Raw genomic sequence first — 26,313 nt, 5'->3', positions numbered from 1 at the left:
TCTTAGCAAGGATGACGCATAAGTATTTAGGATGGAGCATTAGCTATGGTCTGTTGTTTTTCGATTTAATAGTTGCTTTTTCATCTTATTTTATTATAGGTGCAGAAAAGCTGATGTTGACAATTATTATGCTATATATAGGAACGAAAGTGATGGAATTTGTAATCGAAGGCTTAAACCCGAAGAAGGCCATTACTATTATCTCTGATAGACCGAATGACATTGCCGAACAAGTGACTACATCAATGGACAGAGGGGTTACCGTATACTCAGGTCATGGTTATTACACAAAAACCCCAAAGGAAATTCTTTATATTGTTATTAATAAGCAAGAAGTAATGAAGTTAAAACGGATTGTTCAATCTACTGATACGAGTGCTTTCATCGCTATACACGATGTTCGTGATGTGTTTGGGGAAGGATTTGTTGATATTTCTAAGGCTTAATAAGAGGTTATTTTAAAAGAGTTAGAATTTGTAGAGTTGGTATTAGCTAGATGCCTACCTGTTTTAATTAATCGTTTGTTATTGTCAATATAAACGGCACAATTTGAAATTTTGTTTTTTACAATACGTTTATGAACTAAGTTTAAATTGAATTATATAGCGAATAAGATATAATTTTATTATAAGCAACATGTTTTCGTTATAAACGATTCTGGTGTAAAAACGATAAAACTTGTGCAATGAATCTTCAAATTTTGGACATATTGATAATACAACTCTATAAAAGGTGTACGATCAGTATGTCCAAGTTTAGGAGATTACTTGCAAGAACTTTAGAGTTTTTGCAGCTCTTGTTTATCCCTGTAATGCGAGTAAAATGTTGCACGATTAATGAGTGCCTCATCTGTGAGGTCTTGAATGGTAATAGCTTCGTATCCCTTTTCCCCTATCAGCTTGATAAAAGCATCATATATAAATTTATTTGTCCGAATAATCCGTAGATCCGATTTTTTCAATACCATATACCTCCGTTTTCGTTATTATCATTGGAAACAACAAATCGCCTCTTTTTGTTTCTTATCTTGCATCTATGTCTTAAATGTAAATTAAACTGACTTGAAAAAATGAGTCTTTGAAACTCCATAATTTATTAATCCATTACATTTTATCTATATGATGGACTAGAATAGCAACCCTGTGATAATGCTCCAAAAGGTGTACCATGTGTAGTTCAAGGGATTCTTGCAAATACTGCTGTGAGATAGGAGCTTTTTATGCACTATTAAAAAGAATTTGTAATTAAAGTATTGAGATACATTTTACTTTACACTAACACAAAGGCATTGTACAGTTAACTTAACTTAATTATATACAAAAGCGAAAAAACAGCGTACAGTGCAATAATAAAATGAGTGGAGGAAGAATCATATGACTAGTTCTTATAAAGGAGTAATTACCGAAATGAACCGGGCCTACAATGAATTAAACATTTTAATATCTCAGGAGTTAAAGACTGAGTTCGGTCTAACAGGACAGCAAGAGAACATGATATTCTATATCAATTTAAATAAAAATACTACAGCAAACAACATTGCGAGCACTTTTAATATATCCAAAAGTGCTGTCAGTCAAGTTTTATCTAAATTGGAAAAACATAAGATGATTTCGAAACAAGTAAATCCTAACAATAAACGTGAATATTTCCTTACACTTGGTCCTAACGGTAGCAAGTTTATAGAACGGTTGTCTGAGCTAGATGATTTACTTATTGAGAAATACTTCTCTAAAATTGATATCGAATCCTTGCAGCAAATGACCGATACCTTAATTAAAATAAATCAAATTATACGGGAAGAAAAAAAGAATACCCTTGAGACCAAATAGTAATAGAGTCTTTATGGAGTGGCTTTTATTAGAGAAGTTGCATATGTTCACTGACTTTTAATTAACTTTTTTGAAACATAACTTGGTTAGTTGAAAGGGGGGAACACCTTATTTCCACATTTTAAAAAACATATGTCAGATGAAATGGAGTCTGAAAGATGGAATTAGTACCGCAGGTTATAGTGGATTATGGTTTCCTCGCTATTTGTTGGATGCCTGTTCTTGGAATTACAGGATTATCAACTCTGATGAAGACATGATGATAATCGTAGGTTACTTTACATGGATTATGAGCTTGTTATTTTAGTAAGCTTTGTAGGAGCGTTGTGAGTATACTATAATGTAGTAACTGATTGTACAAATACAATCATAATATTCGTAAAATTTTCATTGGATTTAATAATAATAAATTATAAAATGAAACAATATATAAAACTATACGTAATTCAAAAAGATTTCTGTTATCCCTCATAATGAAAGGAGTTATTACAATCAAAAACAATAATGATCGTCATCCTCTGGACAAAATCGAGAAGTGGTTGGTTTTTACTGGTTATGCAGCTTTTGTTTGGTCGACTCTATTCGGGTTAATCCACATTTACTGGGCTGCAGGAGGCACTTTAGGATTTGAAGGCAGGACGATGGGCGAAGTGTTATTCATCATTAATCTGGTTGCAATTGCCCTATGTATAATTGCTGCATTTACTGCACTTGCACTTGTTCAAGCTTGGGGACGAAGGTTTCCATCCTGGTTGTTGCTCACTTCAGCATGGGGAGCGTGTGTGGTTTTGGGTTTACGCGGTGGTGTAGGGATAATTCAAAGCTTGTTGGAATCAGAATCACTTTCTTTACTATTAGTAATTGTTGAACCGTTTTTCTTGTTAGGAGGAATCTTATATGGACTTCTTGCTTTTCTTTATATTTATACCTCCAATAATGGAAAAAAAATAAAACAGAACGGGATAAATATGCGGTAAACCTATAGTTATTCAAGAAACGGGCGCTTTAATGGAGGATAGATCACAAAAATGATCAAACTTTTTTATGAAAGATAAATAGTCAATCTCAAAAGTGGAATCCATTTTGATCAATCTTTTTTCAAACTGGATTCTTTTTCTTTACCGTAAACTATGGGTTTGTGAGGCATTTTTAATCAAACTTTATTGCAAAGCTACAACAGAACAGGGGGACATCATGAATCAGACGTTCAATAAAGCTGATACATTAATCCCTTTCAAGAATGGTTATGATTGCTTGGAGATATCGTAGGTATTTCGTCTAAAATAAACAGGTCACAGATTACACTTTGTGACCTGTTTTTTTAGAATTTCGAAGCGAGTTGAGTTTGTTTATCTGTGTTTCTTGGCTGTAAGAGTAGGAAAAAGTCCTTTTTAAATTAAAACTATAAATTCATCATTTTGTATGAGAAAGGAATTATATTTATGCACAACTTTAATTTCATTTGTGATCAATTTGCTACAATTCTTAAAGGGAAAAGTGAAATAAGTCAAGGTGGTTGTTCGGTATCTTTTCATCGTGATTTTAGGGTGCTTGTTCAAGGGAAGCCAAGTGCCTATGTAGTACCCGTAGGAGTAAGTTTTGAATCGTTGGATCAAAATGGTAATGCATTAAATTTAGGAGAAATTGCTGTTCTGCAAGAAGAGATCCCTTCATTTATGAGATCAATTGTACAACAAGGAATTATTGTTAGTGCTTTACATAATCACTGGTTGTACATGAACCCATTAATTATGTATATTCATATCCAATCAGTAGAGCCCCCGTTACATTTTGCAAAAAAATTGGCAAATTCTTTTTTGTTCTTAAGTAGCTATCCAGTTGCTAATAACGAGGCTCAATAATCAGTGATTTGGATGTATTTATTTTTTGTTAATAGTTTGGAGAAAATTTTTCTTTGCACATCTACCTTTTAGCAGTCATATTGTGAGTATTTTTAGAGGTACACCCATGCTACTTACTTCGTTTATACTTGAGAAGATCATAAACTTTAACAACTTGAAATCCTTTTTCCTGATTCTTAGGAAGAATGATTTTTAGAGCAGCTACAGTTTGTCTTCTGTTCCCTCCACCATCATGAAGAAGAACAATATCTCCGTTACGAGCATCTTTTATACGTGATTAGCAATGGCAGTTACTTCAGGATTCGGCCAATCACGTGAATCTTGATGCCAAGACCAAAGTACAATTTGTTTCCCTTGTTGCTTGACTGTTGTAAATACAGTGTAATTTATATAACCACCAGGTGGTCTGAAAAGTAAGGGATCTTTATTCCATTTTTCTATATATTTCTGTCCTTCTAAAATATCTTTTTGAACCATTTTTAATGGTGTATTTTGAGCGAAAACATGATTCATTGTATGATTGCCAATTTCATGCCCTTTATTTAATACCGTTTTTACTAATTGAGGAGCCTGTTGTATACGAAAGCCAATTATCTTTTTGTTGGTAGTTACGTCCCGAGTGAATATCCCCGTTGGCTCTAGATCTTCTCTCATTAACATACGAGCTGCTACTTTATTTGAAGTCCGTGTACCAATAGTACATAAGATACCGACTATAATTATAAACTTTAATTTATGAACTATTATTACCCACCTTTTATGACTATTAAGTGAAGTGGAATTTAGTTTCTTACAAATGGCGTAAACATTTCATAGTATTGGTAGCAAATACATACATGTATTAGTGTGTTTATTTGGAAATTTTGGAGACATTAAATATGCATAACTTGGTAGTTTACATATATTTTTTTGTATTTTGGGAACAAGTGTTAGGAGGGTATTTATGATGGAAAGCTGTACAGCACTTCTTATTATTGATGTACAAGTAGGTTCATTTGAAGAGAGAAAAGTTCTATATAATGAAATGGAATTATTAAGAGTTATTCGATTATTGATTTCTAAAGCCCGTTCTGCTTCAGCCCCTATTTTTTATATGAAATTTAATGGGAAGTCTGGTTCCACACTTAAACAAGGGACAGCTGGGTGGGAAATTCATAAATCTATTGCTCCAGCAACAGAAGATGTCGTTCTTGAGAAGAATCACCCAGATTCTTTTCATAAAACGGGTCTTCAACAAGCTCTGGAAATGAGGAATATAAAACGAATTGTTATAGCAGGAATTCAATCTGAAATTTGTGTAGATGCAACATGCAGGCGTGCGTACAGCTTAGGATATGACGTTACTCTTGTAGGGAATGGACATAGTACATATAATTCTACAGTATTATCAGCGTCTCAAATCATTAAGCATCATAACGAGATAATCGGTCAATGGTTTGCTTGTGTAAAAAGTGCGGAAGATATAGAATTTTAATTACTTTCTTACAACTGATTTTGTTTTACAATAAAATATGCTTCCCGACTATGCTTTTTAGTGATTAGTATATCGATTTATAATTGCTAAATAAATACTGGAATATCACCATCAAGCTAATATTTTAGAATATCTCCAGAACAGAAAAAGTATCTCTTCATAAAAAATTCTTTTGGATGCAAGAGGATTTTTTTATTGGGAATAGTAAGGGTGAGGGGAGGTGCATTACATATGGGAAAAGGTAGAAGTAATAATGCTGGTAAAAAGCAACCGAATTTCGATGATTCATCTAATTTCGCTAAACAAAGCCAACCGACAGAAAAGAAGAAGAAATAAGAAAAGGAGCTCTCTTGATAAAGGGAGCTCCTTTTTAAGATATATTGACGTTTCAGTACATCATATTGATGGCTCAACCAAATAGTCATAAGTGCAAGACTTAAATTCCTGCGAATGGCAGCTAATTTAATATATAACCTTGATAAATTAATTGAAAATAAAAGAATATATACTATACGCGAAAGTGCATAAAACAGGGGAATTATGTATAAGGAGTTGATGGGTTCTGGTGCGGAAATGTCAAAACACCAGAATCCATTGTTATTCAAAATGAAGCCTATTAATAAACCGTTTTAAAATTTGTGATGGATGCTTGTCCTTACTAAGTACCCATCCATACGAAAATGGGGGAAGATTGGGGACTACAAGTTCAATAGAGATAATTTCTTTTTGGGCATCTACTAGGTTATTTACAAAAGAGTAATCTACGCCAATCGTAATGGCTAACTCTTGATGTACCGCATTTTGTATAGCCTGTGTATTATTTGAAATAAAAAGAATGTTCGCTTTTCCATACTTAGCAAACAAGTCATTAATACTATTCCGAATATATTCATCGTCATATAGGACTAAAGTCTGGTTCACCAATTGTTCTGGTGTAATTGTTTTTTCTAATGCAAGTGGTGAATTCTTATTTACACCAACAACAATCTTTATTTCTAATAATTTTTCAAATAAAAAACAGGTATACTTTTCCCTCAGCTTTTCTGATAATGCGATAAACCCAATATCAATCTTACCTTGTTGAAGATCATCTAAGATTTCTTTATTCCCCTTTTCATAAATTTTTATGTTTACGTGCGGATGATCCTTTTTAAACTTCGCCACGAGATCTATTAAGACATGCATAGGCCCTGGTATCGTTGCAATTTTTAATTCCCCACTTAATGTATTGTTATAAATTTGCGCTTCTTCTTTTAACTCCTTCACTTGTAACAAAATATCGTTTGCTTTCCGAATAATCGTCTTTCCCTCTGCAGTTGGAACCGCACCTAAACCACGTGAACGAGTAAAAAGCGTCACCCCAAGATCTGTTTCAAGTAGAGAAATAGATTGACTTATTGCAGATAAAGTAACATGAGATTCTTGAGCTGCTTTCGTGAAAGATCCGGTTTTTGCTACTTCAACGATGTATTCCATTTGTTCAAGATTCATTGTGGTATCTCCTTATTAAGTATTACTTAATTATTAGTAAATATATCTAAATTTTAATAAATTTAAAACAACGTTACAATACAGATGATTATTATTTTTTAAAATAGTAACTTGCATCATAAAATTCTAATTTTGTTATTTGAAAAATAAAGGAGTGGAATAATGATGAGTATGAGAAGAGTCGCTGTTATTACAGGCGGAGCAAGTGGAATAGGAAGAGAAACGGCCTTAAAATTTGCCGAAAAAGGCGATCAAGTTGTAGTTGCCGATTTCAATGAGGAGCTAGGATATGAAACGGTTGCATCCATCCAAGAAAATGGTGGTGAGGCAATCTTCGTTAAAACAGATGTCTCGAAATATGAAGATGTTGAAGCGTTAGTAGAAAAGACCGTTCATGTTTTCGGAAGAATTGATGTCATGTTTAATAATGCCGGCATCGGAAGGCCGACTCCTGTTTTAGATCAAGACTTGCGTGAGTATCATCGTATTATTAATGTCAACCAGCATGGCGTTACACATGGTATTATTGCTGCTGGTAAAAAAATGCGGGAATTAGGAATCAAAGGAGTGATTATCAATACTGCTTCGGTTTTTGGTATTTTAGCCTCTCCAGGTACTTTTGCTTATCATGCTACAAAAGGTGCCGTTATTATGATGACGAAATCAGCCGCGTTAGAGTTAGCTGAATATGACATACGTGTAATAGCCATTGCACCAGGTATTGTTGATACACCAATTATTCAGGGGTATAAGAATCAAGGTCAAATCGAGGCCATGAAAGCAAAGATAATGGGTAATGATTTAACACACCCTCAACAAATAGCGGATTCTGTTTATTTACTTTCATTAGAAGAGGCAAGCGCAGTAAATGGTAGTGTTGTTATGGTTGATCAGGGCTATGCATCTTTTAAATAAACATGAGCCATAAAACTTAAAACATTTTTTTGTTTACTCTTTTTGTAATAACAAAATAATTCTATAGCTGATTATAAATCTAGTGAATGTATGTATATGATATGTGTGAAATAGTAACGAGAGTCGGTTGGTCTATGGGTCTCACTAATTCATAAGAAATTTTAAAAACTATGATGGGTGCCATCGTTCATCATGGACGAGAGGTAGGGGGCTTTTGTTTCGCGATGAACGTGCTACATCTAGTCATTGCCGACTCGGCTGCATGAATTCGGAGGATGGTCTCCAGTCGATGATATATAAAGATGGAGTGCTACAATTGCTCTAATATTTAATAATGAAATCTATAATTATCAAGAAATTAAACTTGTTTAATTTAGGTTACTTCATATACACAACTGTAGTATCAATAATCATATTTAAGTACAAATAAATTACTTGTAGATTCATGGAGAAGGCTTTGTTGAAAAGGATAGACATTGGTAAGTGTGTATGGATGCATATAATACGGCTACCAGAAATCGAAGTTATTCATTGTACGTCAAAAGACAAAGTCTGTTTGAAAATTGCGTCTCTGCTTATATAAGATTGGGGCTTTATAGAGATTTGTCCGTTGAATAAAAGTAAGCGCATAGAATTAATTGATAAGTTGATTCAGGATGTAGAGGATATTTTATGGGCGGCTATAAGCATTGATTCATAGGGTTACATAAAAAGGAGAGAATTACACGTGGGAATAAAGGAAATACTGCAACTTAAAACAGATGGAGATTTTGGGGATTTATCATTATTTAATAAAGAGAAACCACTTCAATCTATATTGAAAATAAGCAATCAAATGGGTGAAATTTTTAATTTCAAAACACCTAGCCGGGTTACTCACTATGTATCTAGTCAGCGATTAGTTAAAGAAGTATGTGATGAATCGCGATTTGATAAGAATCTAAGCCAGTCGCTTAAAAATGTACGAAGTTTTACTGGTGATGGTCTTTTTACAAGTTGGTCACACGAAAAAAATTGGAAAAAAGCTCATAATATTTTATTGCCAAGTTTTAGTCAACAAGCAATGAAGGGATATCATGCGATGATGGTAGATATTGCTGTGCAGTTGATTCAAAAATGGGAGCGTTTAAATGCAGATGAGCATATTGATGTGCCAGAAGATATGACACGGTTAACACTTGATACAATTGGACTATGCGGTTTTAATTACCGTTTTAACAGTTTCTATCGTGAGCAGCCTCATCCGTTTATAATGAGTATGGTGCGTACGCTAGAAGATTCAATGAATCGATTACAGCGTACGAATCCAAATGATTCATCATATGAAAAGGAAAACCTTCAACTTCAAGAAGATATTCAGTTCATGAATGAATTAGTAGATAAAATTATCGAGGATCGGAAAATAAGTGGTGAGGAAGGGAACGATCTGCTTGCTCATATGTTAAATGGAAAAGACCAGGAAACAGGAGAATCGTTAGATGATGAAAATATCCGCTATCAAATTATTACATTTTTAATTGCAGGTCATGAAACGACGAGTGGTCTATTGTCATTTGCGCTTTATTTCCTAGTGAAAAATAGACACATTTTACATAAGGCGGCAGAAGAGGCAACCCGTGTATTGGTTGATCCTGTTCCAACTTATAGACAAGTAAAACAGTTGAAATATATTAGTATGGTATTAAATGAAACGCTTCGTTTATGGCCTACAGCGCCTGCTTTTTCTTTATATTCTAAAGAAGACACTATTCTTGGAGGGGAATATCCGTTAAAGCAAGGGGATGAGATTACAGTGCTAATTCCTCAGCTTCATCGGGATAAAACAATTTGGGGGCAAGATATAGAAAAGTTCCGACCAGAAAGATTTGAAAGTGTGAGTACGATTCCGGAGCATGCGTTCAAGCCTTTTGGAAACGGACAACGTGCATGTATAGGACAGCAGTTTGCACTTCATGAAGCGGCTCTTGTACTTGGAATGATGTTAAAGCATTTTAATTTTTATGATCATAAAGATTACGAGCTAAATATTAAAGAAACTTTAACACTAAAACCGGAAGGGTTTACGGTAAAAGCAGTATCGAAAAGAATTCCTCTTGGTGGTATCCCAGTTCCTTCCATTGAGCAGTCAGAAAAAAATGTCCGCAAAGTAATTAATAATGATCATAGCACGCCATTACTTGTACTGTATGGATCCAATATGGGAACAGCAGAAGGGATAGCACGTGATTTAGTAGATATTGCTCTTACTAAGGGATTTGCAGCACAAGCTGCTCCATTAGATTCTTATGCGGGATGTCTACCAAAAGAAGGAGCAGTATTGATAATTTGTGCTTCTTACAACGGTAATCCTCCTGATAATGCGAAAAAGTTTGTAGAGTGGTTGAAGAACGCATCTAATCATGAATTGGAAGGTGTTCAATATGCAGTATTTGGATGCGGTGATAAGAACTGGAACACAACATATCAAAAAGTGCCTTCTTTGATTGATGAACTACTTGCTATAAAAGGAGCTGAGCGTTTAACAGGACGTGGAGAGGGAGATGCAAGTGATGATTTTGGAGAAGTTTATGAAGAGTGGCGTGAACAATTATGGAGTGATGTAGCCGATCACTTTAGGCTTGAGATTGAAAAAAGTGAAACAAGTGACTATACTCTTTCTATTAAATTTGTAGGCAGTGAAGCGGAAACGACTTTAACAAAAATGTACCCTACTTTTACAACGAAAGTTATTAAGAATGAAGAATTGCAACAACCATGTAGCTTAAGGAGTACAAGGCACCTTGAACTTTCTTTACCGAATAATGTAACTTACAAAGAAGGTGATCATTTAGGGGTGATTCCGAGGAACTATCCAGAACTAGTAACTCGTGTACTATCTCGTTTTCAATTAAATGGAGCTGATTATATTCACTTAACTGGTGATAATGCAAAATTAGTACATCTGCCTTTAAATCGCACGATTTTAATAAATGAGTTACTGCAATTTGTAGAACTTCAAGAGCCAGTCACAAGAAATCAATTACGTGAAATAGTAGAAAAAACGGTTTGCCCGCCACATAAAATGGAGCTAGAAGCGCTATTAGAAAAACAGGTATATAAAGAGCAAGTTTTATCCAGACGATTAACTATGCTTGAATTATTAGAGAGATACCCAGCATGTGAAATGGAATTTAGTAATTTTATAGAATTACTTCCTGCATTGCGTCCACGATATTATTCGATTTCTTCTTCGCCAAGGGTTAATGATAAAGAAGTAAGTATTACAGTTAGTGTTGTTGCAGACAATGCATGGAGTGGGAACGGAACATACAAAGGTATTGCTTCTACCTATTTAGCCCAGCTTAAAGAAGGTGATTCGATTACATGTTTTATTTCAAATTCACAGTCTGGCTTCGAACTTCCGAAAAGTCCTAAAACACCCATTATTATGGTGGGGCCAGGAACAGGAATTGCACCGTTTAGAGGTTTTCTGCAAGCTCGAAAATCAATGAAAATTAATGGTGAATCATTAGGTGAAGCACATCTCTATTTTGGGTGTCGTTCACCTAATGAGGATTATCTATATCAAGAAGAACTTGAGCAAACACAGAAAGAAGGAGTCGTGGCTCTTCATACAGCTTTCTCTCAAATGAACAATCAGCAGAAAATATACGTTCAACACTTAATAAAACAAGATGCTGAAATGGTGATTAAGTTACTTAATCAAGGTGCGCACATCTATATATGCGGAGATGGACGAAAGATGGCACCGGATGTAGAATATACGCTTATAAAAAGTTACTCTGATATTTACAATGTGAGTGAACCAGAAGCACGTGCATGGCTACAAAAATTAGAAGAAAATCAGTATTATGTTAAAGATGTTTGAGTGGGATAATTAGGAGTTTTTATCATTTTAGCCAAGAAGACTCCTTCCTCAAGGAACGTGAAGGGTCGCAGCCCAGTGAGTAGGTGGGAGATGAATTGGCTTCGGACAAGGGATGGCAGGAAGCCATCTTAATTGTTCGACATATGTAAAGTGTTACTGGACAATTTGTCATTATCACTTCACTACCTATCGAATGTATTCCCTACAAAGGGTCGATCGTTTGGATTTCATAAAACGGACGCAGGAATTGGGGTTTACCTTAAATGAAATTGACAAATTGCTAGGGGTTGTCGATCGCAATGAAGCAAAGTGCTGTGACATATATGATTTCACTGTTCTTAAATTAGAGGACATCCAACGTAAAATTCAAGACCTTAAAAAAATTAAACAAATGTTGATAGACCTTAAAGAAAGATGTTCCGAAAACAAAGATATTTATGAATGTCCTATTATCGAAACTTTAATGGACTCAGAAAAGAAAGCAGAAGAATATTTATAATAATAATAAATTGTAAAGGTGGAAGAATAATGGAAGATTGTTGTAGTAACCTTAAAGGAATAAAAATTGAAAATAATGGTCATTGTCCAACATGTAAAAATAAAGCTAAGAATGTAAAGTTGATTACACTAAAATCATTGCTTAAACCATCTGCATTAGAAACATTAAATGCTAAAGAAAATCACTATTTTTGTTCAAACGAAGATTGTGATGTAGTCTATTTTGATACGAATAACAAAAAATACTTTGTATCTGACATAAAGGTAGCTGTACATCAAAAAGATGACTCAGCAACTACACCAATTTGTTATTGTTTTGATTGGACAAAAGAAAAAATTAAACAATATGTGGAAAATGGACTTACTCCTAATCCAGTAGAGCATATTCGCGAAAACATAAAAGAAAACCGATGTGGTTGTGAAGTAAACAATCCACAAGGTAGTTGTTGTTTAGGCAATATTACAACTTATATTAGAAAAATGTCATAAGGAACCTAAATGTTGCTTTGTTTCACCAAAATAAATCAATATTCCTCCACAAAAGGGCGCTATTCTTTTATAGAGAAAGCGTCTTTTTCTTGTATTTCAAGTGTTCTCATGGTTAAGTAATTTTTTTGTTTTCTACGATTGTTGAATGACTAGCGTATAAAAGAGACTCTCCTTGAACATAATACTAGATTAATTGATTTATAGAATGGGAGCGTGAAGAATAATGTTATTATCTGAGTCCTGAGAACAGTATCAATTAGATAAAAAATTGAGGGATATTCATCTCTGACTTTAAAAACATATTATTTTCAATATAACTTTTTATTACGTTATTTCGGTGACATTAACATGAGTGAATTTACTACAGAAAAACTAAAGGTTTACTTAATTGAAGCAGGAGAACACTTAAAGCCATCTAGTTTAGGACACCGAGTTCGTTGCATCAAATCACTTTTTAGATGGACACATGATGAAGACTTTATTCTTAAAAACCCTGCTACTAAATTAAAAGAGCGGAAGTTAGGCAAAACATCGGCTCTTTTAATTTAGCAGAGCCGAAAACAAAAATAGCCACTTTCGATTAAAGAGTGGCTTTGTATTAGTACGATTACTACATGTTACAGGGCTAGTATGTAAGTAATTACTTAAATGCATATAGCATTACTGGAAGAAGAACCCCTGTCTATTATTTTCTAATCAGTCTCGTTAAAGCCATCCCAAGAAATCCAACACCCATTCCTATCAGCCATCCAATTTGAGAACTTCCTAACAAAGATCCCAATCCTCCACCAAGAAACATGCAGCCAACGAATACTAATCCTCCAATGCCCCAGTTCGGCCGATCCATAATTCAATCACACCCTTTCAATAAAATATATGCTATCAGCTAACTAAACTTTCTTGAATATGATATGTTAATTATTTTGCTAGAGGTGGTATAGTTGTTTGGTTTAGGTATAGCAATGGTCAGGGAATTTAAAAGACGGAGATTGACGGCTTTAAAGGGATTGTAGGAGGAAAATTTAATATTTAAGTATCATCACTTAAGAGTTGTGGAACAAATTCTTTTTCAACTCACTAGCTAATAGAAGCTTGGTGATTTTCCACAATCAGGCGCTTTAATGGAATAAAAGGAGAGCATATATTAGTCATGTATAATATGTGCTTTTCTTTATTTTTAGGGGTTTTTATCATTTAGGTCTTGATAAGAAGTACTGAAGGGACTTTTAAAGGTCTTTCGATATTTTGGTTTTATGTTAGCAAAAAATGCTTTCATGTAAAGAAAACATCAAATCAGTCTACAACTATTTTTTAACAGTCTAATACTTTTTCTATAGTCTAAAACATTTTTTTAATGAAACACTTGATGGTAATAGGAAAAAGTATTTGTTTCTTGATGTAGGCAGAATATAAGATGATACAATTAGAGAAAAATATGGAGGGGCTCATAGTGGAGATAAGAAAATATAATTCTGATGACATCAAACAATTAACAGATTTAATGCCAGATTTAGGTTATCCTAGTTCATTAGATGAAATGAAAGTAAGAATGGAACGTATCGAATCCAATCCAAATTACTACACCTTTGTTGCAATAAATGATAATAACTTAGTAGGGATGATAGGAATAACAATTCATACAACGTACACAAACAACGATGAAAAGATTCAAATAACATCGCTAGTTACAAAGAAAGAATATCGCGGTCAAGGTATTGCGAAAGCATTGATTAAATATGTGGAAGAATGGTCTTTGAAAAGAGGATCTGATTTTATTTATCTTCTAAGTGGAAAAAGTGAAAAGAGGGTAAAGGCACACGAACTATATAAATTCCTTGGTTACGAAATAACTGGTTATAGGTTTGTAAAACGTTTGCGAAAAATGGATGTGCTTTAACAATTGAATGCAATTGTTGAATAATTAAATCCCAATTTCTCATTTATATCACTGAGAGATTGGAATTTTTAATAATGGAATAAGCTATGCTACACATATGGTTAACAACGGTGCACCACTGAAAGTAATACAAAGCTTACTTGGTCATGAGAAGAGTGAAACCACGAGAATATATGCTCAGCTGAGCGGAAAGTTGAGACACGATTTTTATATTAAATATTTTTGAAAGCTACAGAAATTAATCTTTAATCAAAATCGAGGCGTGCATATATAAAGACGTATCTTTTTGAATTGGGCCAGATTGTAAAGTAAAGAATTATTAGAAAGTAAATCAAACCTCTACTTTTAATTTTGCTGCATATAATGATGGTGGGGTGAAAGGAATTGAAGATTAGTCAAATGAAATGGGCTCGTTATGCCGTATGTATCTGGTCGCTCTTGTATATTCCGATTCACGTTTATTGGGCATTTGGAGGAATGACATGGATGCCTGGGGTTTGGAAAGACGAGGCGATGTGGGAAGCAGTAAACTGGGGAGCATCTGTAGTGTTGTTAGCAGCGGCAATATTTGCACTATTACTGGTTCATCCTTGGGGACAAAAGATCCCAAGATATTTAATGTTTGCTATGGGCTGGTTTGCTTGCATATTGCCAATCACGCATGCTATCTATGGATATATTACTAAGGGGCTTTTTCTGGCTGGTGTTATTCCTTTAGAATTTTTTGATTTCTCTGCATGGGCAACACTAGACGTCGATTATATGATTCTAATAGACCTGTTGCTTTTCGAACCTTGGTTCTTAATCGCAGGAATCTTATTCGGATTGGCTACTTTGCACTATCAGAGTGATATAATGGGGAGTAATGGATTAACAATGTAATATTAAATAAGGTTTGAGCAATAAATAATGTACAAAACCTGAAAAGTTACTGTGATTAATAATAATTGTGGATAAAATTTCAGATGTCTTATCCAATATAAAGGGCGCGATTATTGAATAACTCTTAGATTTAAACGACTTTATTGTTATATTTTTAAGTATAGTGAAGTTATCTACATCAAAAATTAAACAATTTTATTTTAACCCCATCCTAAAATCAGCATGGGGTTATGCGTGTTTGAGGATTTAAAATTAAATAACTTTATAGTCATTTTACACCTGCCCTTTAGTTTAAGTGCAATCCTTCACAAATCCCATAATGATGTTAACACAAATATTAAATTTCACTTGGGATTCTTATTCCATTAAATGATCCAATACAAAAGAAAGAGCACAATTCTTATTAGAGAATTGCGCCCAATTGTTGAAGATCAATTAATTCATTTTTTTAAAAACTTTCCCCCTATTAAATTTCAATAAGTATAGGAACAATCATTGGTTTTTTCTTAGTATGTGTATATACATATTGTCGTATTGATTTTTTTATTTGTTTTTTCATTACAGTCCATTGGCTTCTATTTGCTTCTTGTAGCTCGTTAACAGTTTTTATAGTAAGTCGATTAACTTCACTTCGGAGTTCCGAGAAATCTCTATCCACAAATCCACGAGAAAGGGTATCGGGTTCAGAAATCAGTTTTCCTTCCGCTTTGCTCATAGTTAAAACAATCATGAGCATACCATCCTCTGAAAGTTGTTTACGGTCTCGTAACACAAATTCCCCAATATTATCGATATCCCCCCCGTCTACGTAGGTATTCCCAACCGGTATTTTCCGGGTCTGGCGGGCAATGGTATGTTCAATATCGACGACATCGCCATTATTGATGATAAACGTGTTTCCTTGCTCTACTCCAACGGATTCACCTAACAAACGGTGATGGTGTAGCATTCTAAATTCACCGTGAATGGGAATAAAATATTTTGGTTTCATTAATGTAAGCATTAATTTTAAATCTTCTTGATAACCATGGCCAGAAACATGCATTCCGGATGTACTTCCTGATCCATAAATCACGTTGGCTCCAAGTGTGAATAAGTTGTCTACAATACTCGTGATATTTCGTTCATTCCCGGGTATTGGACCTGCTGCAAATATAACCGTATCTTCAGGTAAAATGTCGACATCGCGAAAGTTTCCAGTGGACAGGCGAGCAAGAGCAGCCATTGGTTCTCCTTGACTCCCCGTGCATAAAATGGCCACCCTTTCAGGAGGCATTTCATTTATTTCATGTGGGTCAATTAACATTCCATCTGGAACTGTTAAATAACCACGTTCCATAGCAACCGCTACGACATTAACCATACTTCGTCCAAGCAACGCAATTTTTCGATTTGTTTTTTGTGCTGCATTCACGACTTGCTGAACGCGACTAATATTTGAAGCAAAAGTAGAAACAATAACTTTGCGTTCGGCTTTCATGAAAGTTGTTTCCACATGTTCGCCTACCATTTGTTCCGATGGGGTCAAACCAGGACGTTCTGCATTGGTACTCTCAGACAATAGAAGTAAGACCCCTTCTTTGCCGATTGCAGCCATTTTATGAATATCCGAATTCTCATTATTCGCAGGGGTTAAATCGAACTTGAAGTCCCCCGTATGTACAATATTACCCTCTGGTGTGTGAAAGACTATTCCCAAGCAATCAGGAATACTATGGGTCACTTTGAAAAAGCTTATACTCATTTCTCCGATTGTCAAGTTTGAGTTTGAGTTGATTTCAATAAGTTCACTTTCTCTTAAAAGTTTATGTTCTTTTAATTTGATTTCAATTAATCCTAGTGTGAAGCGTGTGGCATAAACGGGTACATTCAATTTTTTTAAGAAGAACGGGATCCCCCCGATATGATCTTCATGTCCATGTGTGACAAGTAAAGCCCTGACTTTATCTTTATTTTCTACTAAGTAAGCTATATCAGGGATAATCAAATCAATTCCTAAAAAACTTTCATCTGGAAACTTATTGCCACAGTCGATAATCACGATATCGTTTGAATATTCGATTGCATACATATTTTTCCCGATTTCATTCAAGCCGCCTAAGGCGAAGATAGATAATGCATTCTCTATTGTACTCAAATTTATATCCTCCCATTTTAAATATAATCTTAGTATGCCCTTTGGGTTTCCATTTATCAGTGGGTTGAATGCCCGAGCTTCCTATAAAAAAGGGAACTCTAGACTTGTTTTTTCCTAAAAATAATGACTACAACATTGATGTCTTAGTTTCCCACATCGTTATCGAAGTCTATTCTCCCATGGAGACAGCTGCTATTGAAATCACTCATGGTTTTCGATTCTTAATAAAGACGTAATACTTTTTTAAGAAATGCGCCCGATAATGCAAGATCGTTATGCAGAGGTGATGCTGCACTTATATTGTAGAATAGCCCCCTAAAACAGAAGAAGCTCTCCTCATACTAATTGCTTAGCTTAGAGTGAGAACAAATTCATCTAAATCTTATCTACGTGCATTGGAAAAAACGCTGTCTTCATCTGTAACACTGAATCCACCTCTCATCAGAACCTTAAGGGATCCAAATAGATGTGATTTTTGTTAACACAAATCTTTTAAGGGATGAGATATTGATGTTTAATAGATGGGGTCCAAAAATTGGATATTCTTAAACTCGGAATCCGCAGTAGCAAAATCCATTAATTTAGCTCCCTCAATAGGGGGAGTGACACATACCCATCAACTTAAGAAAAATAAAGGCTCAAAAAAAGAAAAAATGAGCCGAACTCTTATGAATAACTGTGAAAAGGTAAAATTTTTGTTATGGGAGGTTTCTCAAAATCTTAGCTTGATGGTGATGGGGGGTACCCCTTAACGCACAGGTAATTGATTAAATGTGTCTAATGTTAAATGATAATATAGCTATTTAATTTCTAAGCTATAAACGCAGTAAACACCGTCCGAATAATCGAAGGGTGTTTACAATAGTTATTTAATTTTTTTCTATCTCTACTAACTCCCTCAAAATCAGTCACAATAAAGATGTTTAAAAATAGCCCTTATGCAACTAGAGGTATCGGCTAGGTGCAAAACAATAGATAAAAGAAATAAATTTCAAATTCATTACTATTTGGTTAACAGTTTTTATTATGACTTTATCAGTTCCTTTAAAGCACTCGTATTATTGCTTGTTAAAACGGGAATGAATTCAGTTATTTTTTCAATATCCCAGTCCCACCACTTAATGATATTGAGAATATCAATTGTTTCCTCGTCAAATCTATAACGTATTAATTTAGCTGGATTTCCTCCTACTATTGAATAAGGCGGAACATCTTTAGTTACAACAGAATTTGTGGCTATTATAGCTCCATCACCTATCTTAACACCAGGCATAATGGTGGCATTATATCCTATCCAAACATCATTTCCTATAACTGTATCACCTTTGAATCCACCACTTAAATTCTCTAAACCGACTTCCCAATCTCCACCAAATGCCCCAAAAGGAAACGTTGTAAAAGAATTTGTATTATGATTCGCACCATTCATGATAAATTTGACATTGGATGCAATAGCACAAAACTTTCCGATTTTTAGTTTATCCCCTATAAAGTCAAAATGATAAAGGACATTTTTTTCAAAATCTAAAGGATTATTATGATCGTCATAATACGTGTAATCCCCAATTTCAATATTCGGATTAATCACTACATTCTTTAAAAAGCATAGGCTTCTGATATTTTTCATGGGGAAAACACTTTTTATATCGGGACCACTCATTTTGCACACTCCTAAAAATATATTTATTAGCTTCAATGACTATCTGTTTTATTATATATTAACAGTGTTTCTTAAACTCCTACCTCGTTAGTTTAAATGAGGGTATTTAAAATTAAACAACATTATTTGTTTTTAAATAACTTTATTTCAAACCAACAAATGTTTCTATGTGGAATTAATTACCTAATACATATTATAATGTTATTAATATGTATTGGCGGTGTGATGAATGAACAGATTAGAAAAATGTTCTAAAGTCTTTGTAATGTTTTTTATTTTGCATGTTATACTTCTTATATTTTCTCCAAATAGAATAGTAGGTAGGTCAGCTATCCAAAAAGATGACATAAAATTGCACGTATACGCACAAGCCACTACGGGAGCACCTCAAAAAATAAGTAAGAGTGATTTAGCTATATTAAAAGAAAAAATTAAAGATACATACCCTAATGTAAAATCTACGGACATTGAGCTTGAAGGTGACACACCGTTCCATCATGTTGATGATCCAGCTTATATCGGAGAGTTTACTGTATACGGAAAAGTTATAGGTACAACACTAAATGAAACATCGGGGGAAAATACAGTTGCGGTTTTAAAAGTTTCATACTGGGATATACCAATGATTCAATACTGGTTTTATGAAGGCTCTATCCCAAGTCTATCACTTGCAATTTTGTCACCATTTTTATTCATTGCACTTAGTATCCTTAATGCAAGACCTAAGAAAACTGACCAACGGTAATAGGCGGAATTTTTACGTTTACGTATATTCACTTTCTAGTCTAATACTTTATTTTATGGATAGCGGAACAATGCGCAATAGTGGGGTGGGGGCTATGTTAATGCACACTGTTTCTTTATTCAGTAGTTAAATAATAAAATTTCACGTACCTTATATAATATTAAAATTACAAATTCAGAAATAGGGGAATTCCAACTTAGAAAGGCAATTAACTTTATTACCAGCTATCGATGATAAGAAAGTACAAAAGGAAGTAATAAGCGTATTAAAGGAATATAGAGCACTCAAGATGCGATTCAGTAATGAAGTGGAGCAAGAAGGAATCAGTTTGTTTCCTGAGTTACGTGATTCAAGGAATAAGAGTAAATGGAAGGTGCAGCAGGTAGAGAAGGCGCTTAATAACTTATTAATAGAAATTACACATTAAACCAGTGAACATTCTAAAAAGACAAACATATGATAAAATCGTGGGACAAGTTATCATATGAGGTGAGACTTGGAGCGCCATACTTATTCTTGAAGAGTACCTAATGGAGGGTACTCTTATTTACTTATTAAAATGGACATTTGACTTGATATAACCCTAAGTTGACTAACGATTGTAACCCCTTTCATAAATTGGATTCCAGAGATATATTTAATATGGGCATATAAATTTTTATTTAAAGGGGTATAAGTGAAGATGCGAGAAAAAGAACGCTTAAAGCAATGAAGAACAGATCTACAACAAGTTATTTTGGAAAAGTCTAAAGAGAAAAGAGAGAAAAATAAAAAATATAGTATTCCTGGTAGCTCGTTTCAATTCATGACTAGCAAGGATATCTATCACAAAAAAAATGGGGTATGGAAACAAGGAAATAAGTAAAAATGTTTTTATTAAATTTATAACTACTATTATAGACGCCGTCGTAATCTGGATGGCGTCTTTTTTGTTGTTAATGGATGATAAGGGGGTGAAATAGATTTGCAATTTGAAGATTAAAAATGAATATTATTACTTTAAAATGCAGAACATAGACTAGTAAACAAGCTGTTTTTAACTTTTAATCATAGAATATGATGAATTCTATTGTTAAGAGGAGGTAAGCATATTTATGGGATGTAATGATAATTTCAGACATTCTCGAGATTGTAATAGATTTTGGGATGATTTAATGTTTTGCAGACGCAGAAAAAGAGATTGTGATGACCGTCGTCGTAGACATAACCATCATCATGACTGTGATTGTGATGAATGTCGTCGTAGACATAACCATCATCATGACTGTGATTGCGATGACCGTCGTCGTAGACATAACCATCATCATGACTGTGATTGCGATGAATGTCGTCGTAGACGTAACCATCATCATAACTGTGATTGTGATGACCGTCGAGATTGGTAAATTCCTATTGGAGAGTGCTTTGAAGAAAAGCGCTCTTTTTTTTGTACATGGATTTTCTGGTTTTATTTGTTGTTAATGGATGATAAGGGTAAAAGACTTCGAGAATTTTTTGAAAATAAAGACTACTAGTTAAATAAATGGTATAATTTTCTTGTTAATGGAATTAAAATGAAAATATAGATAAATGAAGGGGATAAGGTGGTTTGAATGGAGGATTCTAATCATAGAGAAACAAAGGCTATATTAAAGATATGGTTTATCTATATACCACTCGCATTGGGGGATTTCATTTTTTCAAGCATTATAGGTTACTTCAAAAAAATAAAAATTAAGATTTTGCATAGAAAAAACAATTAATCTATTTAATTGTTTTTTATTTTCTCTAACAAAACAAACGAACACAACGAAAATAGAGATAGTTAACAATGGGAAGTTTATGCAGGAAATAACGGTGTCTTAAGGTGAAAATAGCGTAAAATCAACGATGTATAAAAGTTGTTGTAAGTGTAAGTTTTCGAAAGTGTCGCAAACGTTGATATGACGGCGTATTTCCCAAAAGCCTTGTTTACATAAGAAATCTTATAAGTAGTTGCAATAAAAGAGTCAAGTCTGTCTCAAAATGAAAAGAATTCTTATCTTATTGAGACAGATGAAAGAATTTCAAAATTATATTTTCAAATATGTATTAGAATTAAATTTTGCTCAGCGTTCACCTAAAACAAGGATAATAAAAGATACCTTTGACCTAAAAGGACTAAAGGAAACACTCTCTTTCAATATTACAAACAATTAAGTTTTGAGTAAAACACAACCGATTTAGTCTTAAGAGGTTAAAGTTAGCTGTTTTGTATTAAAATTTTCTTAACGTGTTTTTATATACTGTCTGTACCCTATAAGTAACCGTATAATCAACATTAATATGTATAAGTGAATGTATCAGCAACTAAAAGATATTCTTACTGATGACAGGTGAATAATACATTTTATTGGATAAGCATAAAAGTATCGTAAAAAGGGGGAAAAACAAACACCTCACAACTTCGCACGAAATACCAATTTTACGAATACTAAGATGGTTATATAAAAATCTAATACAGTATCTAGGGATTTCCAGTTCATGTGCATAGATTTTTGTATTGGTATACATCTATGTAATTCATATTTTATATGAAAATAATCAAATTCTGAATTACTCACTAGCAATCTTTATAGTGAATTGCATTTTAATTTATATGAGCTTTTCTTGTGTTGATCTAATTAACTCCTGATAATCATGATTAAATTAACCAATTCATATTTTATAACGACTTTTATGTTGTTTTCATGTATTCATTTTGTATAAATTTATATATAAAATTGCTTTATCTTACATACATTTAAATGTAATTTTTGTACTAGTTTTACTAGCCTAATACAAATTTATCACTTGGTTATCTGTAATTTTTATTAGAATAACTACACTATTCCATTCAATTTCTAGTATATTTTAGCATCCCATAATTTAATTATGTAAATAAGTTTGTGTAAAAATTGAATTTAACGCGAACTTGTGTTCGTAATCCTTTTCTGTTATAGTATATATGAGGTGATTTTTATGGATTACAGCAAGCAACGTCAAAAATCCGTACATCGTAAGAAATTATACGAGAATTTAAATGAAATGCCCTTTTACATAGAAGAATTTGTGGAGTACAAAGAATTGCATGATGCCTCTCCCTCCACCCTACTGAATTATGTATATGATTTTAGAGTCTTCTTTAATTGGCTATTATCTGAACAAGTTATTGAATTTAAGCCCATTAAAGACATATCCTTCTCTGATTTGGAGAATTTAAAGAAAAAAGATGTTGAGAACTTTATGAGGTTTCTAAAACTACAACAAAATATGCAGAATTCCTCTGTTAACAGAAAAATTTCAGCCTTAAAGTCTTTATTTAAGTATCTTACCTCCCTATCAGAGAATGATGATGGAGAATGTTATTTTTATAGAAATGTAATGGCTAAGATTGAAATACATAAAGATAAAGAAACATTAAATGCCCGTGCAAAACGTATGAGATCTAAAATATTTCATAATGATGACGATCAAGAGTTTTTGAATTACGTTAAGTACGAACATGAAAAATCTTTAACAAAACATCAGTTGTTCTATTTCCTAAGAGATAAAGAGCGTGATGTAGCTATTCTCTCCCTCTTTCTTGGTAGTGGTATTCGTGTAAGTGAATTGGCAGATCTTCGTATAGAAGATATAAACTTAAAAGAAAGACTAATTGATGTAATACGAAAAGGAAACAAAGAAGATTCAGTATGGATTACTCCAATTGCATTGAATGACATTGAAAAGTATATGAAAATTAGAGATAACAAATATGCTCCAGGGAAAGAATTAAAAAATGTATTTTTATCGAAGTATAAACATACTGCACAGCCTCTTTCGGTTAGGGCTATCCAAGATATAGTAGAAAAATATACTAAGGCCTTTGGTAAAAGAATGTCTCCTCATAAATTAAGACATACATTGGCAAATAAATTATATATGGAAGAAAAAGACTCCTTACAAGTGATGCAGCAACTTGGACATACCAGTCAAGATACAGCTTTGTTATACACTCAACTTGGGGAAACAACTATTAAAGATAGTTTAGGAAGAATAGGAAAGAATAAAGAATAAAAGTTCAGCAATGCAAAATTGCTGAACTTTTATTCTTTTCTCTAACTAGCTAGAGATTTAAACACTCTATGTTATTCGTTTGATATTTGATTTTATTGTGTAAAAAATACATAGTTTGAATTCTACTTTAATTGGTATATAAAAGCCCTCTCATGATAGATATAAATAAAAATTTTAGATTCCTACAATTGTTATGTACGTTAAATCAGAATTTAACGTACAGTTTGTATTTTTATTTAAAAGTTCCCTTCTCCTTCCAAAATATATAAACGCAGCTGCTGTTGATTTGAAATAAAGTTTGATTATTTTGAAAAAAGTCTGATCGTTTATAATAAAGTTTGATAATTTGTAAATAAGTTTGATCAAAAATCCTGTATTGAAATATAGGCTTTTTTCTTGTTTCACAATCGGGCCATATTCTTGAAAAAAGTTATTCAATTAACGGGAGTTTAGTTTAACAAGGAACTGCAATAGAACATGATAAAATAATCAAAAATGGAGTAACGAAAAAAATGTTAAATACCTCCCTATCTGCATACAAAAAGATAGAGGGGTACTAAAGGCTGAGAGGAGATGGATAGATGGTAAGTTACCACATTGCTACAATTGATAGCCTGCGTATTTTTTACCGGGAAGCAGGAAGCCGCAGAAATCCAGCGATTGTGCTGCTCCATGGTTTTCCGAGTTCTTCCCATATGTTCCGGAATCTAATTCCTCTTTTGTCTGACCAGTTTTATGTCATTGCACCTGATTATCCCGGCTTTGGAAACAGCAGCATGCCTGCTCCCGATGAATTTACATACACGTTCCATAACATTTCTCTTGTTATGGAAAAGCTATTGGATCTGCTTGGCATCAGGCAGTCAGTCTTCTATGTTCAGGATTATGGGGGTCCAGTCGGCCTCCGCATTGCTGTTCGCCAGCCGTCAAGGGTGCTTGGATTTGTTATTCAAAATTCCGTTTCTCATGAAGAGGGGCTTGGCAAACCGTTCGATCTATTTAAAGCTTTGTGGAAGGACAGAAACCCAAACACTGAAGCAGCATTGGGAGCCCTACTCACCTTTGATTTCACAAAGAAGCAGTATCTTACCGGTGCTTGCTCCCCGAATCTGATCAGCCCGGACAGCTATTTGATGGATCAGCTCTTATTGGACCGCCTGGGAAATGCTCAAATTCAATTGGAACTTGCCTACGATTATCGAAAAAATGTAGAGCAATACCCCGTTTGGCAGCAGTATCTGCGCGCGAAGCAGCCCCCAGCGATAGTTATCTGGGGGAAAAATGATTTTATTTTCACATTGAATGGCGCTGGTGCCTTTAGCAAGGAACTGTACAATGTGGAAACCCATCTTCTTTGCGGCGGGCACTTCCTTCTCGAGGAGCAAGCTTGGCAGGTATCACAGCTAATTAAAAGCTTCTTTTATTCAAGGCTAATTGTTAAATAATTAATGTGTAAAAATTTTAATGATTTTCAATTCATCAACAAGGTTTTATACTCTAAAGACAAAAAAGATTGGCATTTTGTCAGCATTTTTTCTTCCACCAATTCCTTTTTATTATCTGACGATAATTAATAATGACCGTTCATAGTATTTTTTTCATTTATAAAAAAATAGTAGTGTAAACCAATGCCTTGGTTTACACTACTAATCTTAGCATCATACGGAATACCTGTAACAGGATGTTTATCTCCCGCTAATTCCCCTTTTCTTAATCTAATTGCCTTCGGACCAATTGCACATTCATAGGTATATGCAGCTGCTTTATGTAAGTATTGTTGTGTACTACCAACACCTGCATATGAGAGATGATTACCAGCCTTAAATTCATAGTTATTTAATATATGTAATGCTTTTCTATATGCAGAGGAATTTGTAAGCAGTGATTTCCCTTTTGTAAGACCTGTAACAGCCGCTACCTTTCCTGCTTGTCCTATTTCCTCCAACAAAGCCTGTGAGTATTGAAGTGATAGCATAAGCTGCATAATGTTCTCTACTCTTCAGATTACCATTCCAATATTCATTCATGAATGAATCAGATAGAGCATTCCATGCAGCAGGAATAGTTTCCTCATAGTTTACGATTGCATCTTTCATGTTTAACCAGGTCTCTTTGTCTCCTACCACATCTACAAACCCAGTAGAAATCCCAGTCCACACATCACTTAAATCCTTTTTATTTCTATCCCAAAATGTCTTTTCTGATTTTGGAGGAAGTTTTCCACACATGGCACCTTCTTGAATATCGGAATCGACTAAATTCCCGCCATACAACTCGCCAGCTTCACGGAATTTTATGGAAGCACGTTCTTGCTCTTCTGCAATTTCCCCTAATTCTTGCAGAACATTAAACATCATTGGTTTTGTGTCATTAAACATCTGATAGAATCGATTACTTGTTGCTCCGCTCCACTGAGAGGCTATATACTCTGTTTGACTATATAAGTCCTTATGTATATATTCTAATGACGATCTTGCATCTCTTACACATTACGAGTCTTATCTCTTTTT

General features: G+C 33.9%; 19 protein-coding genes and 7 pseudogenes. 19 read left to right on the top strand and 7 right to left on the bottom strand.

Annotation, left to right across the window (positions count from 1 at the left end; translation table 11 throughout):
* A partial coding sequence (locus MR109_RS25035) for a YitT family protein (RefSeq protein ID WP_242274269.1) occupies positions 1 to 446 on the top strand: 446 nt, incomplete at its 5' end.
* 344 nt (positions 447 to 790) lie between these two features.
* On the opposite strand, the pseudogene MR109_RS25030 reads toward MR109_RS25035, so the two are convergent.
* A pseudogene (locus tag MR109_RS25030) lies at positions 791 to 967 on the bottom strand (TetR/AcrR family transcriptional regulator); the annotation flags it as partial.
* A gap of 406 nt (positions 968 to 1,373) precedes the next feature.
* Here MR109_RS25030 and MR109_RS25025 point away from each other — a divergent pair.
* From MR109_RS25025 to MR109_RS25015, 3 genes are all read left to right on the top strand, one after another.
* Entirely contained in the window at positions 1,374 to 1,829 is a 456-nt protein-coding gene (locus MR109_RS25025; protein WP_048376316.1) for a MarR family winged helix-turn-helix transcriptional regulator, read from the top strand.
* Between the two features lie 473 nt (positions 1,830 to 2,302).
* A complete protein-coding gene (locus MR109_RS25020; protein ID WP_242274267.1) occupies positions 2,303 to 2,806 on the top strand; it encodes a DUF3995 domain-containing protein in 504 nt (167 codons plus the stop codon).
* Positions 2,807 to 3,271: 465 nt separating this feature from the next.
* Positions 3,272 to 3,691 (top strand): DUF1259 domain-containing protein, encoded by a 420-nt coding sequence (locus tag MR109_RS25015; protein WP_048376320.1) that lies wholly within the window; start codon positions 3,272 to 3,274, stop codon positions 3,689 to 3,691.
* 109 nt (positions 3,692 to 3,800) lie between these two features.
* On the opposite strand, the pseudogene MR109_RS25010 reads toward MR109_RS25015, so the two are convergent.
* Positions 3,801 to 4,435 (bottom strand): annotated as a pseudogene (locus tag MR109_RS25010) (polysaccharide deacetylase family protein).
* Positions 4,436 to 4,634: 199 nt separating this feature from the next.
* On the opposite strand from MR109_RS25010, the gene MR109_RS25005 reads away from it, so the two are divergent.
* Positions 4,635 to 5,165, top strand: coding sequence for a cysteine hydrolase family protein (locus MR109_RS25005; RefSeq protein ID WP_242274265.1), 531 nt, complete (start codon positions 4,635 to 4,637; stop codon positions 5,163 to 5,165).
* Positions 5,166 to 5,762: 597 nt separating this feature from the next.
* Here MR109_RS25005 and MR109_RS25000 read toward each other — a convergent pair.
* Positions 5,763 to 6,656 carry a LysR family transcriptional regulator gene (locus MR109_RS25000; RefSeq protein WP_242274264.1) on the bottom strand — a complete coding sequence of 298 codons (894 nt, stop codon included), beginning with the start codon at positions 6,654 to 6,656 and terminating at the stop codon, positions 5,763 to 5,765.
* Positions 6,657 to 6,821: 165 nt separating this feature from the next.
* Here MR109_RS25000 and MR109_RS24995 point away from each other — a divergent pair, with 165 nt between their 5' ends.
* The 5 genes and pseudogenes from MR109_RS24995 (at position 6,822) to MR109_RS24975 (ending at position 12,975) form a co-directional block, all read left to right on the top strand.
* A complete protein-coding gene (locus MR109_RS24995) occupies positions 6,822 to 7,571 on the top strand; it encodes an SDR family NAD(P)-dependent oxidoreductase (RefSeq protein WP_242274263.1) in 750 nt (249 codons plus the stop codon).
* A 727-nt stretch (positions 7,572 to 8,298) separates the two neighbouring features.
* Positions 8,299 to 11,439: a bifunctional cytochrome P450/NADPH--P450 reductase gene (locus tag MR109_RS24990; RefSeq protein ID WP_308197297.1), complete on the top strand. Its 3,141-nt coding sequence runs from the start codon at positions 8,299 to 8,301 to the stop codon at positions 11,437 to 11,439.
* 187 nt (positions 11,440 to 11,626) lie between these two features.
* Positions 11,627 to 11,938 (top strand): annotated as a pseudogene (locus tag MR109_RS24985) (MerR family DNA-binding protein); the annotation flags it as partial.
* 29 nt (positions 11,939 to 11,967) lie between these two features.
* Positions 11,968 to 12,426: a putative iron-sulfur cluster-binding metallochaperone gene (locus MR109_RS24980; protein ID WP_002175165.1), complete on the top strand. Its 459-nt coding sequence runs from the start codon at positions 11,968 to 11,970 to the stop codon at positions 12,424 to 12,426.
* Between the two features lie 348 nt (positions 12,427 to 12,774).
* A complete protein-coding gene (locus MR109_RS24975) occupies positions 12,775 to 12,975 on the top strand; it encodes a site-specific integrase (RefSeq protein WP_242274262.1) in 201 nt (66 codons plus the stop codon).
* Between the two features lie 136 nt (positions 12,976 to 13,111).
* Here MR109_RS24975 and MR109_RS24970 read toward each other — a convergent pair whose 3' ends face one another.
* Complete coding sequence (locus tag MR109_RS24970; RefSeq protein ID WP_242274261.1) at positions 13,112 to 13,273, bottom strand: hypothetical protein; 162 nt, start codon at positions 13,271 to 13,273, stop codon at positions 13,112 to 13,114.
* Between the two features lie 588 nt (positions 13,274 to 13,861).
* On the opposite strand from MR109_RS24970, the gene MR109_RS24965 reads away from it, so the two are divergent.
* The 3 genes from MR109_RS24965 (at position 13,862) to MR109_RS24955 (ending at position 15,205) form a co-directional block, all read left to right on the top strand.
* A complete protein-coding gene (locus MR109_RS24965) occupies positions 13,862 to 14,323 on the top strand; it encodes a GNAT family N-acetyltransferase (RefSeq protein ID WP_025149700.1) in 462 nt (153 codons plus the stop codon).
* Between the two features lie 58 nt (positions 14,324 to 14,381).
* Positions 14,382 to 14,549 carry a tyrosine-type recombinase/integrase gene (locus MR109_RS24960; RefSeq protein ID WP_308197298.1) on the top strand — a complete coding sequence of 56 codons (168 nt, stop codon included), beginning with the start codon at positions 14,382 to 14,384 and terminating at the stop codon, positions 14,547 to 14,549.
* Between the two features lie 158 nt (positions 14,550 to 14,707).
* The gene (locus tag MR109_RS24955; RefSeq protein ID WP_242274257.1) at positions 14,708 to 15,205 is read left to right on the top strand and encodes a DUF3995 domain-containing protein; all 498 of its coding nucleotides are present in this window, start codon (positions 14,708 to 14,710) and stop codon (positions 15,203 to 15,205) included.
* 466 nt (positions 15,206 to 15,671) lie between these two features.
* Here the strand turns inward: MR109_RS24955 and MR109_RS24950 are convergent, their stop codons facing one another.
* A complete protein-coding gene (locus tag MR109_RS24950; protein WP_242274254.1) occupies positions 15,672 to 17,342 on the bottom strand; it encodes a ribonuclease J in 1,671 nt (556 codons plus the stop codon).
* A 1,024-nt stretch (positions 17,343 to 18,366) separates the two neighbouring features.
* A complete protein-coding gene (locus MR109_RS24945; protein ID WP_242274253.1) occupies positions 18,367 to 19,002 on the bottom strand; it encodes a CatB-related O-acetyltransferase in 636 nt (211 codons plus the stop codon).
* Between the two features lie 229 nt (positions 19,003 to 19,231).
* Between MR109_RS24945 and MR109_RS24940 the strand changes: the two genes are divergently transcribed.
* From MR109_RS24940 to MR109_RS24915, 6 genes and pseudogenes are all read left to right on the top strand, one after another.
* Positions 19,232 to 19,747 (top strand): transposase, encoded by a 516-nt coding sequence (locus MR109_RS24940; protein ID WP_242274251.1) that lies wholly within the window; start codon positions 19,232 to 19,234, stop codon positions 19,745 to 19,747.
* A gap of 226 nt (positions 19,748 to 19,973) precedes the next feature.
* A pseudogene (locus tag MR109_RS24935) lies at positions 19,974 to 20,162 on the top strand (ArpU family transcriptional regulator); the annotation flags it as partial.
* Between the two features lie 267 nt (positions 20,163 to 20,429).
* A pseudogene (locus tag MR109_RS24930) lies at positions 20,430 to 20,612 on the top strand (hypothetical protein).
* Positions 20,613 to 20,841: 229 nt separating this feature from the next.
* Positions 20,842 to 21,033 (top strand): annotated as a pseudogene (locus MR109_RS24925) (hypothetical protein); the annotation flags it as partial.
* A 1,693-nt stretch (positions 21,034 to 22,726) separates the two neighbouring features.
* Entirely contained in the window at positions 22,727 to 23,803 is a 1,077-nt protein-coding gene (gene xerS / locus MR109_RS24920; protein WP_242274250.1) for a tyrosine recombinase XerS, read from the top strand.
* A 581-nt stretch (positions 23,804 to 24,384) separates the two neighbouring features.
* A complete protein-coding gene (locus tag MR109_RS24915) occupies positions 24,385 to 25,248 on the top strand; it encodes an alpha/beta fold hydrolase (protein WP_242274248.1) in 864 nt (287 codons plus the stop codon).
* A 212-nt stretch (positions 25,249 to 25,460) separates the two neighbouring features.
* On the opposite strand, the pseudogene MR109_RS24910 reads toward MR109_RS24915, so the two are convergent.
* Positions 25,461 to 26,289, bottom strand: a pseudogene (locus MR109_RS24910) (WXG100 family type VII secretion target); the annotation flags it as partial.
* Positions 26,290 to 26,313 lie beyond the last annotated feature (24 nt).

It is taken from the genome of Bacillus cereus group sp. BfR-BA-01310, assembly GCF_022664325.1.
GTDB lineage: Bacteria > Bacillota > Bacilli > Bacillales > Bacillaceae_G > Bacillus_A > Bacillus_A paramycoides.
Note: the sequence above shows the minus strand (reverse complement) of the source record. Positions and strands in the feature narration are given on the sequence as shown.